The sequence below is a fragment of the Aminobacter sp. P4_H6_2 genome (assembly GCF_056400805.1).
The window spans coordinates 1-10,559 of record NZ_JBFUKO010000133.1; the positions used below are offsets into that span (position 1 = coordinate 1).

The 10,559-nt window shown below is 60.6% G+C and carries 13 protein-coding genes; 6 read left to right on the forward strand and 7 right to left on the reverse strand.

The features are described from left to right. Both AC1DUU_RS12385 and AC1DUU_RS12390 read right to left on the reverse strand, forming a co-directional pair. Positions 1–331, reverse strand: a 331-nt coding sequence (locus AC1DUU_RS12385; protein WP_476783718.1) for a hypothetical protein, incomplete at its 3' end; no start/stop codon positions are given. A gap of 359 nt (positions 332–690) precedes the next feature. Further along, positions 691–1,005 carry a hypothetical protein gene (locus AC1DUU_RS12390; protein WP_476783729.1) on the reverse strand — a complete coding sequence of 105 codons (315 nt, stop codon included), beginning with the start codon at positions 1,003–1,005 and terminating at the stop codon, positions 691–693. Between the two features lie 115 nt (positions 1,006–1,120). On the opposite strand from AC1DUU_RS12390, the gene AC1DUU_RS12395 reads away from it, so the two are divergent. The 3 genes from AC1DUU_RS12395 to AC1DUU_RS12405 all read left to right on the forward strand — a co-directional run bounded on the left by AC1DUU_RS12395 (position 1,121) and on the right by AC1DUU_RS12405 (position 5,247). After that, positions 1,121–2,968: an adenylate cyclase gene (locus AC1DUU_RS12395; protein ID WP_476783719.1), complete on the forward strand. Its 1,848-nt coding sequence runs from the start codon at positions 1,121–1,123 to the stop codon at positions 2,966–2,968. Between the two features lie 56 nt (positions 2,969–3,024). Next, positions 3,025–3,408, forward strand: coding sequence for a hypothetical protein (locus AC1DUU_RS12400; RefSeq protein WP_476783720.1), 384 nt, complete (start codon positions 3,025–3,027; stop codon positions 3,406–3,408). A gap of 228 nt (positions 3,409–3,636) precedes the next feature. After that, on the forward strand, positions 3,637–5,247 hold the full coding sequence (locus AC1DUU_RS12405; RefSeq protein WP_476783721.1) for an arylsulfatase: 1,611 nt from the start codon (positions 3,637–3,639) through the stop codon (positions 5,245–5,247). 72 nt (positions 5,248–5,319) lie between these two features. On the opposite strand, the gene AC1DUU_RS12410 is transcribed toward AC1DUU_RS12405, so the two are convergent. Next, positions 5,320–5,838 (reverse strand): GNAT family N-acetyltransferase, encoded by a 519-nt coding sequence (locus tag AC1DUU_RS12410; protein WP_476783722.1) that lies wholly within the window; start codon positions 5,836–5,838, stop codon positions 5,320–5,322. Between the two features lie 513 nt (positions 5,839–6,351). Between AC1DUU_RS12410 and AC1DUU_RS12415 the strand changes: the two genes are divergently transcribed. Together AC1DUU_RS12415 and AC1DUU_RS12420 are read left to right on the forward strand one after the other, a co-directional pair. Next, on the forward strand, positions 6,352–7,035 hold the full coding sequence (locus tag AC1DUU_RS12415; protein WP_476783730.1) for a DUF2092 domain-containing protein: 684 nt from the start codon (positions 6,352–6,354) through the stop codon (positions 7,033–7,035). After that, positions 7,032–7,244 (forward strand): hypothetical protein, encoded by a 213-nt coding sequence (locus AC1DUU_RS12420; RefSeq protein WP_476783723.1) that lies wholly within the window; start codon positions 7,032–7,034, stop codon positions 7,242–7,244. Before AC1DUU_RS12415 ends, AC1DUU_RS12420 begins: the two co-directional genes overlap by 4 nt. A gap of 99 nt (positions 7,245–7,343) precedes the next feature. Here AC1DUU_RS12420 and AC1DUU_RS12425 read toward each other — a convergent pair whose 3' ends face one another. Continuing rightward, positions 7,344–7,961 carry a TetR/AcrR family transcriptional regulator gene (locus tag AC1DUU_RS12425; RefSeq protein WP_476783724.1) on the reverse strand — a complete coding sequence of 206 codons (618 nt, stop codon included), beginning with the start codon at positions 7,959–7,961 and terminating at the stop codon, positions 7,344–7,346. 93 nt (positions 7,962–8,054) lie between these two features. Between AC1DUU_RS12425 and AC1DUU_RS12430 the strand changes: the two genes are divergently transcribed. Then, positions 8,055–8,672 (forward strand): NAD(P)H-dependent oxidoreductase, encoded by a 618-nt coding sequence (locus AC1DUU_RS12430; protein WP_476783725.1) that lies wholly within the window; start codon positions 8,055–8,057, stop codon positions 8,670–8,672. Between the two features lie 79 nt (positions 8,673–8,751). Here the strand turns inward: AC1DUU_RS12430 and AC1DUU_RS12435 are convergent, their stop codons facing one another. The 3 genes from AC1DUU_RS12435 to AC1DUU_RS12445 form a co-directional block, all read right to left on the reverse strand. Continuing rightward, positions 8,752–9,411, reverse strand: a complete 660-nt coding sequence (locus tag AC1DUU_RS12435; protein ID WP_476783726.1) for a pentapeptide repeat-containing protein — start codon at positions 9,409–9,411, stop codon at positions 8,752–8,754. Positions 9,412–9,448: 37 nt separating this feature from the next. Next, positions 9,449–10,081, reverse strand: a complete 633-nt coding sequence (locus AC1DUU_RS12440) for a LysE family translocator (RefSeq protein WP_476783727.1) — start codon at positions 10,079–10,081, stop codon at positions 9,449–9,451. Positions 10,082–10,152: 71 nt separating this feature from the next. Next, the coding region (locus tag AC1DUU_RS12445; protein WP_476783728.1) for a serine hydrolase at positions 10,153–10,559 on the reverse strand (407 nt) is incomplete at its 5' end.

Consider the following 10,559-nt stretch of genomic DNA (forward strand, 5'->3'; position numbering starts at 1 on the left):
CGTCTATCTGCTGGCCGGTAGCGGCCCCGCTGAATTTCTGTCCGTCGACATCGAAGATCACTGAGAGCTCATCCCCGGCGGTAACCTGGGCATCGGCCTTGGTGTAGAGAGCCATGTAGCCGCGTTTTTCAGCGGTCGCGTCGATGCCCATTTGGAATTGCGCATCATTGTTAAGTTTTTTTGTGATCACGCAGCCGGGGCCCATGTCTGGCTTGATAAAGATGTCCCAACCGGCCTCGCTGCCGAATTTCTTTGGAGGCTCCTGGGCGGAGGCCATGGCAGCCAAAGCGGAAAAAGCCAGTGCCATACCCACTACTGTCTTCGTGTACATGCGCTTCTCCTTTGTTGTGCTTGGTAGAAAACGACGTGCTGCACGTGCGGTTGCGCTGAGACCGGTATCCGGGAGGCGTTGGGCCGAACAATTTGGCCCGAAATTGCGTAGGCGTGAATTTCCCTCCTGGGCTTGCTTTTCGTCGTGTCGAGCTTGTCGAGCAAGTCGCGTTGGAAAAGGCACCGCCGGGCTGAACTATCGAATGCTGGAACGTCCCCGGGAATTGGAGGACGGTAACAATGCTACGCCCGCGAGGCAAGCGCCGACAAAGGCAATGTCAAAGGCCGTCAATTCCCGCCATCTGGCGCTCCCGACCGCGACCCTATGCGGCACTGCTCCCGCTTTTCAAGACCAAACAATTACGGCCGCCGGCCGGGGAAGGGAATGATGGCGGCAGCGTCGAGCGCCGCCTCGATCTCCCCAACCAGGTCGCGCACCAGTTCTAGATATTCTGAAACGCGCTGGTCGCGTTTTGGCAAAACTGAATTCACCAATCGTTGGACCTCGGTCTCCGCATCAGCGAGATCCGCGCACAGCGCGCGAAAATCGTCATTGCGCGCCGCCAATTCCTCGATCGCGCGACCGCGAGCGGGAAAATGGCGTTTGGCGGCGGCTAGGTTTTGATCCATGTCGAGGGCGCCCTCCCATCTGTCGTCGGTTACCTGCGCGCACATCAATTAGGATAGACCCTAGGCATGCTGGTGGACCGCGGGGCATTCGGGGAGTAGGTTACGGTAGTCTACGCTCGGGCCTGCATGTCCAGGTTGCGCGAGATCGAGGGGAACGGCAATGCAGGTCTCAAGGCATGCCGCGGCGTCGTTACTATTCTCCGCATCGCGACCGCTACCCTCTCCGGACGAAATCCGCGTTCAACTCGAGCGCATTCTTTCCAGCACAGAATTCCCCGTTCCCGCGCGCGGATGCGCGTTCCTGCGCTATGTGGTCGAAGAAACCCTCGAAGGCCGTGCTGACCGGATCAAGGGCTACTCGATTGCCATCGAAGTGTTCGAGCGGAACGAGGGATTCACGCAGGAAGACCCCGTTGTGCGGATCGAGGCGGGGCGGCTGCGCCGCGCGCTCGAGCGCTACTATCTGGTTGCTGGACAAGCCGATCCGATCCGCATCGAAATTCCCAAGGGCGGATACGTGCCGATGTTCTCCTGGATCGGTGCGGACGTCGTGGAGCCCGGGCCGGGCGATCCTGCTGCTGTTTCGAAGGCTGCGAATGCGCCAGCGCCTGCTTGGGACCGGGTCCATTGGCTGGTCACATCAACATTGGGGCTGGTCACGGCGCTGCTGGCAATTCTCGTCGGCGTCATGATCTACACCAATTGGACCGCCAACAAGCCGATGTCCCAGGCGTCATCGCCAGCCGCACCAGTGTACGATCCTGAGGGGGCGACTCTGGTGATCGCGCCATTTGCCGATCTTGGCGAAGGACCGGAGGCGAAGATCTACGCAACGGGGATCACTGAAGAATTGCTGAGCGTGCTGCCGCKCTTCAAGGAACTCACGGTATTTGGCCGTGAGACCTCGGAAGCCCTGCCGCCCCAGGTCGCTGTTTCGCATGTGCTGGAGAAACTAGGTGCCCGGTTTCTTCTCGCGGGCGGTGTGCAGGTCTTCGACAACCGGGTTCGTGTCACTGCCCGCCTGACCGAAACCGATTCCGGCGCGATCCTTTGGTCCCAGACCTATGACAATGATTTGCGATCACGCGACTTGTTCGCCATTCAGTCTGACGTTGCCGCCAAGGTCGCGACGGCAGTGGCGCAGCCCTTTGGCGTCATTTATCAGGCCGATACGGCCAACGCCCCGCCTGATGATCTCAACGCCTACCGTTGCACGCTGCAATTCTATGGCTACCGCGCAGCCTTGAGTAGCCAACAACATGCCGTGGTCCGCCAGTGCCTCGAACAGACGGTTGCGCGATATCCCGCTTACGCCACCGCCTGGTCGATGCTGTCCATTGCCTATGTCGATGAAGACAGGTTCGGCTTTAATCGGCGCGCCGGTTCGCTTGAACGCGCACTTGACGTCGCGCGCCGGGCCGTCGAGCTTGACCCGCGCAATGTGCGTGCGCTTCAGGCCTTGATGACGGCGTTGTTCTTCAGCCAGCAGTTGGCGGAGTCTATCGCCGTCGGGGAAAGGGCGCTCGCCCTCAACCCCAACGACACCGAGTTCCTTGGCGAATTTGGCACTCGGTTGGCATTGGGTGGGCAGTGGCAGCGGGGTGCAGCACTTTTGCAGGACGCGCTGGCCCGCAACCCGGGCGGGTCCGGCTACTATCATGCGATTCTGGCACTTGCGGCCTACATGCTTGAGGACGACGAAACCGCCCTCGCGGAGATTCGGCAGGCCAATCTCGATCAATGGCCGCTCTTTCATCTGGTGGCGGCGGTCATCTATGCGCAGAACGGAATGATGGATGAAGCCGCCCGCAACGGTGAGGTGTTTACCAAGCTGCGCCCCGGATTCATGCCCGACATCGAGGCGGAGTTCGGCAAGCGAAACTTCCAGCCCGAGGATCGAGCCCGATTRATCGCAGGGCTTAGGCAGGCAGGCCTGTTGCCCTCCAGCGACGCCACCTCGCGTACCGTCCCGCTGGCTGCGGCTTCTGGCAACCAGCCGGGCGAGTGAGCGCCCAAACGACAGTGGGCGGCTGCCTCGGGAACTCCTGAAGAGGAAGAACCGCGATGGCGGTTGCGTGGTTACTTGGGATTGCCGCTCTTATCGAGGCAGCCACAGGCGCTGCCCTGATCTTCGATCCGAACCTGGTTGCGCGGTTGCTGCTTGGCGAAGGCCTGTTCGGCGCTGGCCTGCCCGTCGCCCGCGTTGCCGGAGTTGCACTGATCGCCCTGGGTGCGGCCGGCTGGATCGGCCAAAAGGATAAAGGCAGGCACGCCGCACTGGCGGCCATGCTCACCTACAACGTCCTTGTGGCGGCGTATCTTTGTTATCTCGGGCTCGATGGTGCCCTGTCTGGGCCTTTGCTGTGGCCAGCGGCTGCCTTCCATGCCGCACTTGGCCTGCTCCTTGCTGTCGCCTGGCAAGCCCGCCGATCACGTTCGGGCACGTAGCCAGACCGTGTCAGAACGCGGACGATCGCGGCAAATTCAGCACAGAAGCTACCCGAACCTACACGCCGGTATGCCCTACAACCACTAGCCTAAAGGCGAGGCACCTTGCGTAGGGCAGGGCGTCGTTGCGGCGCCTCCGCTCCGGCATAGCCTTCCGCAATGTTTCGTCATGACTGCCTTTGGCTTCCGCAAGGTGAGTTGGTCTCAGCACATGGATGGAGAAAGCATATGAAGCGAAATCTTCTTGGAACTCTGTTGCTTGGCACCGCGCTGACTTTGGGCAGCGCTGCGACGGTAGCCGCGCAAGACAAGCCGCCCAACATCGTCGTCATCATGGGTGACGATATCGGCATGTGGAACATCGGCGCCTATCATCGCGGCATGATGGCCGGGCGCACGCCGAACCTCGACAAGATTGCCGCCGAGGGCATGCTGTTCACTGATTATTATGCCGAGGCGAGTTGCACTGCGGGCCGTGCGAACTTCATCACCGGCGAGCTGCCGATCCGTACCGGCATGACCACTGTCGGTCAGGCTGGAGCCACGACCGGACTGCCCGCCGAAGCCGTGACACTGGCCACGGTTCTCAAGGATATGGGCTATACCACAGGCCAATTCGGCAAGAACCACCTTGGCGATCTCAATGAGTTCCTGCCCACGGTTCACGGCTTCGACGAGTTCTTCGGCTATCTCTATCACCTTGATGCGATGGAAGATCCCGCGCACCCCAACTACCCGCAGGAACTCCTGGACAAGGTTGGGCCGCGCAATATGCTCCACAGCTGGGCGACAACCACTGATGACGCGACCGTCGACCCGCGCTGGGGCAAGGTCGGCAAGCAGAAGATAGAAGACGCCGGAACCCTCTATCCAAAACGGATGGAAACAGTGGACGGTGAAATCCGCGACTTCGCCCTGAAGTTCGTGGAGAAGGCCAAGTCAGACAACAAGCCTTTCTTCCTGTGGCTCAATCCCACGCGCATGCATGTCGTAACCCACCTTTCTCCCAAATATGAGGCGCTTCAGAATTCGGAGAATGGCTGGTCTCTCCAGGAAGCCGGCATGGCCCAGCTCGACGACGACGTTGGACTGGTGATGCAGAAGCTCAAGGAACTGGGCGTCGACAACAACACCATCGTTTTGTTCACGACAGACAACGGCACCGAGACCTTTACCTGGCCCGATGGCGGCAACACGCCATTCAAGGGACAAAAGGGCACGATCTATGAAGGTGGCTTCCGCGTGCCGGCATTCATTCGCTGGCCCGGCAAGATTGAGCCCGGCAAGGTCGAGAACGGCATCGTGTCGGGTCTTGATTGGCTGCCGACTTTCGTGGCAGCGGCAGGAAACCCGAACATCAAGGCCGAGCTTCTCAAAGGCAAGAAGATTGGCGATCGCACCTACAAGAACTATCTCGACGGTTACGACCAGACGGCCATGCTCACCGGCAAGGGACCTTCGGCCCGCCACGAGATTTACTATTTTGGTGAGAGCACTTTGGGCGCAGTGCGCATCGACGACTACAAGTATCGCTTCATAGAGCAGCCGAACGGCTGGCTCGGGGCCAAGGATCATGTCGATGCACCGTCGATCACGAACCTGCGGCTCGATCCGTTCGAACGCCTGGGCACTCCGGAAAACGGAACCCTGGACGGTGCCCAAGGATACTTCAACCAGTGGTTCTTGTATCAGTTCTGGCGCTTCGTGTTCGTTCAGCAGGAGGTGGCCAAGCTCGCCGAGACGGCAATCGAGTTCCCACCGATGCAGAAGGGCGCCAGCTTCAACCTTGATGCAGTCAAGGCGCAGATCGAGGCCGCCAGGGCGTCCATGGCCAAGTAGGACAATGTGATCTTGGGCGGGCGGCTCGCAATGGCAGCCCGCCGGGCTGCAGTTTTCCCTGGCCCGGGCTTGCTAGGTCAGTGCGTATCGCAGCACGTGGTTCGGATAAGACTGGCCATCGATCCGGAACTGCGTTTCGCCGACCTTGGCAAAACCCTTCCTCAGATAGAATTGGGAGGCGCGGTCATTTTCGGCGTTGACCGACAGCCAGACATCGGGCCGCCCGGTTGATGCGCAAAATTGCAAGCCAGCCGCAAGCAGCCTCCCGCCGGCGCCACCGCCTTGGTGCCGGGGCTGGACATACAACGTTGAAATTTCGAGATCGGAGCATTTGGCCACGGGCGCCTCGACGCCCAACGAGACATGGATAAATCCGTCGATGCCAACGGAATTCTGCGAAACCAGGATGGTTTGATTTTCTTGCGACAAGATTTCTTCGAACCGAGCGGCGGTGAACTGTCTCAATGCAAAGTCGGCAAAGAACGCGTTGACACCATTGCGAATGTAAGTGTTCAGCCAAACTTCCAGACCGAGCGCAGCGAGGCTGGAAGCATCCGTCATATCTGCGGGTCTGATCACGTCTCGATCCATTGTCCAGCGAAGGTCAATCTGCGGATAGTTGATGATTTGTCCTTTGGGAAGACATGTTTACGCGGCGCGCAGCAGATACAACTACGGTCCTCCGGCTGGGGAAGGAAATGATGGCGACGTCGAGCACCGCCTCGATAGCTCCCCTGTGGTGGACCAAGGGACATTCGGGGAGTAGGCTACGGTTTGCAGGCCCAGGTTGTATCAGGCGAGGCCTGAGGGAATGGCAATCCAGCACCTTTGCTGTATCCGCATTGCTGTCTTTTCCGGAGGAAATTCGCGCTCGACTGGAGCGACACGCCGCTTCGTTTCCGATCAGGCTTAGGTCACCATTTTCCAAGAGCAGATACCCCAATTGAACAAGTCACCCAAAGCGGAGGTATTCCCATGTTCGTGCAGCATGATTTCCTCAAGCGGACTCACCGTCTCGCGCTCATAGCCGCGACGGCTTCTGCTGTGGTCTTGACGCTTGGCCTCGCAGCGCCCGCAAAAGCCGATGAAGCAGCGGCCAAGACCATGCTCAAGGCGATGTCCGACTATCTGGCCGCGCAGAAGAGCATATCGTTCGACTACGACACCAACCTCGAGGTCGTCACCAAGGATCACCAGAAATTGTTGCTGGCGAGTTCGGGCGAAGTCGATCTCAGCCGGCCCGACAAGTTCCGTGCTACGCGCACCGGCGGGTTCGCCAATGTCGAAATTCTCTTCGACGGGAAGGTCCTGACCCYTTTGGGCAAGGACGCCAATGCGTATGCCCAGGTCGATGCCCCCGGCACGGTGGATCATCTTGTCGACGAGTTGCGCGATAAATACCACAAGCCGGTTCCGGGCGCCGATCTCTTGCTGTCGAACGTCTATGACGAGCTGATGCATGGCGTGACCAACGTCAAGGATCTCGGCAGCGGCGTCATCGGCGGCACCGAATGCGACCATCTGGCTTTCCGGGCAAAGGACGTCGATTGGCAGATCTGGATCGCGCAAGGCGAACATCCCTATCCGTGCCGGTATGTCATTACCTCCAAAGGGGTGGCCCAAGGGCCGCAATACAGTATCCAGATCAGTGACTGGAAAGCCGGCACCGACATGAAGGCCGATGATTTTGCCTTCAAGGCGCCGGACGGTGCCAAGAAGATCGATGTGAAGGAGTTGCGCGACATCGATGAACTGCCCAGCCATTTTGCACCAGGAGGTGGCAAATGAACGCGTCAAGGAAGCTGAGAATTTATCTGCTCGCCGCAACTGTCGGGTTTATCGGGCTCGAAACCCTGGAGCATCCGACAGTGCCTGGGCTTCCTGGTTTCGTCTCAACGGCCGAAGCCAGGGTCGGTCGGCCTCTTACGCCAGTGAGCGTTGCCGGCGTGGCGCGGCGCACCGTGCGGCGCTGCGCGGTTGGCGTGTATTATTGCTAGCATGATCCCGAAGCGAAGGTCCGCGTAGCAAACAGCGGCAGCCGGGTGTTGATCGGAATGGGGTTTTCGCGCGGTTTCCGCGCGAGCCCCAGAACGTTATCATTGCCTCTGCCGCTCGTTTCTGGCGACCATGGCGAGTATTGTTTCGAACAGCTCGTCCTTGGCCTGAGCGGGCGTGATGTCTCCGCTCGCGGCGGCGAAGGACAGTGCTTCGGCCGCCCCAAGCATCGCCCAAAGCCCCGGCGACGCGACGGTGCCGGTCGGTGCAAACGGGGCAAGCAGGGCCCGGCACTTCTCCATGAAGATCGCTTCGTAATCGCGCTTGACCTTCGCCAGTTCGGGCGAGCCGGCAAGGGCTGCGATCACGCCCGGTATCTCGCGGCCCTGCAGAAGCACGCACTCGACATAAGACGATGCGATGACCGCGGCTCTGCCCGATAGGGTCGGTTCGCTTGCTTGAAGTGCTGTGTCCATCAGCGCGGTCTGGCGCGTGTCGAACTCCTGGTAAAGTGCTGCGAGCAACGCCGGCCGCGTGGCGAAATGGTCATAGACGACGGGTTTTGCCACGTTCGCCTGCTCGGCAAGCCGTGGCAGCGTCAAGGCTTCCGTTCCTTCCTCGCTGATCAAAGCCCATGCGACGTCCAGAAGCTGGCGATGGCGGTCTTCCCGCAGCAGGCGCCTGCGCAGGCGTGGGGCTGTYGTAACGGCGCTTGACATCGTTATGTACCAAAAGTATATTACTAAAATTAGCTTACAGAAAGTATATAAGCAGCGCCCGCCGCCCGCAACCACCAAGCAGGAGTTTTCGACATGCACGCACTCATCGTTGTCGCGCATCCCGATCCGAAGTCGCTCAGCCACAGCGTCGCTGCGCAAATCGCCGAGGGCCTGTCCCAGTCCGACCCAGGCAACAGCTTCGAAGTTGCCGACCTTGCGGCGGAAACTTTCGATCCGCGCTACACCGCCACGGATCTCGCCGTTCACCGCAGGGAGGTGCCGCCGTCAGCCGATGTCGCCGCCGAGCAGGCAAGGATCGATCGCGCCGACACGCTTGTGCTGGTCTATCCCGTCTATTGGTGGTCGATGCCGGCGCTGCTCAAGGGATGGGTCGACCGCGTGTTCGCCAACGGTTGGGCTTACGATGAGGGCCCCGGCATCAAGCCGATGAAGAGACTGCGTCACCTCAAGGTTCATCTCGTCGCCATCGGTGGCGCAACCATGCGGACCTATGCGCGGCACGGCTATTTCGGCGCGATGAAAACGCAGATCGACCATGGCATCTTCGATTATGTCGGTGCATCAGTGGTGACGTCCGAGCTCCTGCTCGACTCCGAAACGCAAGGGCCGGCTGACCATCTGGAGGCCGCGCGGACCATCGGCCGCAATCTCTTCGATGCATCCACAATTGTTTCGGCAGAAGCAGCGTGAAAGCGTAGCCCCGCTGGGCGGCCGCCACATTCACAAAGTTGATTTTGTCGAGGCCAGCGGCGGCTAGGGCCGCTCTTGGCTACAGCACCTGCAGCCCGAGATTGCGCAAAAGGTCTGTTGCCTGGCTTTTCGAGATCACCGCACCTTTGAGGATCGCCGCCTCGTTGAGCTTCAGCGGGCCAAGGTCGCAGCCGCGCAGGTCGGCACCTTCGAAGCGGCAGGAGCGCAAGGTGGCGCCCCGCAAGCTGCAGCCGTCGAAGATCGCCTCGCGGAAATCGCAGCCTCTGAGTTCGGCATCGCTGAAATCGAGATTGTCGAGCGATTTGCGGCGGAACGAGACGGCGGGCAGGAAGGCGCTGACCAGCCGACATTGCTGGAAGTCAGTGCCGATCAACGCGCAATCGGCGAAATTCGCGCCCGTCAGCTTGCTCTGGCTGAACTTCGCGGCGTTGAGCCGCGACCGCGTCCAGTCTGTGTTGGAGAGGTCGCAATTGCGGAACTCGGCATCGACRCCATCGATCGCCGCAAGCTTGGCGCCCGCCATGCGGCAGCTTGTCCAGCGCGTATCCGTGAGCGTCGCTGCCGATAGATCGCATCCGGCCAGATTGCCGTCGACGAACTCACAAGCGCTGAGGTCAAGCCGCGCGAGATCGCTACCTGCGAGTTGCAGGCCCCTGAATGAGCGCTGACCCTGGGCAAGCTGATCGGCGAGGGAAATGGTGTGGTCGGCTGGTATCATTCTCGAAGGGCTCAGTCGGTGGTCTGCGCTTTGTAGTTCAGCTCTTTTGCAGGGCCACGTGAACGCCAAGGCCGACGAGCACGGCACCGCCGGCGCGCTGCATCAGGCGCTGGGCACGGCTCGAGCGCCGCAGCCTGGTGATCATCGCGCCCGCCAGCATCACGCCGATGATATCGGCGCTCGAAAACATCATGTTGACGATCATGCCCAGCAGGACGAACTGCAGCCAGACCGGAAATGTGGCCGACGCATCGATGAATTGCGGCAGGAACGCCATGAAGAAGATCGCCGTCTTGGGGTTGAGCACCTCGACGGTGACGCTTTCGAAGAAGGCGCGCCGGGCGGATTTTGGCTCGATGACGGGGAGATCGCCATCGCCTTGCACCTTGGCGCGGAACAGCGCAATGCCGAGCCAGATGAGGTAGGCCGCGCCGACAAATTTGACGACCATATAGGCGAGCGGCACGGCGTGGAAAAGCACCGACAGGCCGGCAGCAGCGGCAATGACATGGACATAGCCGCCGAGATGGATGCCGAGCGCTGCCATCATCCCCGACCAGCGTCCGCGCGCCAGCGTCTGGGCCGCGGCGTAAAGCATGGCAGGACCAGGCATGAAGGCGAAGATCGCTGTGGTGGCGAAAAAGGCGATCAATAGCTCGGTCGACGGCATGTCTGCGCTCCAGTGGTCAGTCCGCATTGGCCAGGCCCTGCGGCAACTTTGCAAAACTACATGATCCTTGCTCAGGCGATAGCGGAAACGGGCAGGGTTGTCGCGAGGGTCTGCTCGATGATCGACACGAGCCCAGCGCGCGCTTCGCGGTTCGTGGTGAAGCCGGCGATGGCCGTGCCCGAGGCCGGTGAATAGTAGGCGACCGTTCCCCAAAAACCGAGATGCGAACAACATTCGATGCCGTCGACGCGGCTCACGGCAATGCCGAGACGGTAGGCGTCGGCGCCCTCATGAGTGCCCTTCGAGAGCATTTCTTGGAGCGTTTGCGGGCTGTCGAAAACTCTGTTTTCGAACAGGGCTGCAAAAAATGTGGCGAGGTCGCGCGCCGACATCACCAGCCCGCCACCGCCGTAGAGGTCCATCGATGCGTTGATGTCGGTGGCGTCKACCGCACCCAGAAACTGACGCGCCCTCAACT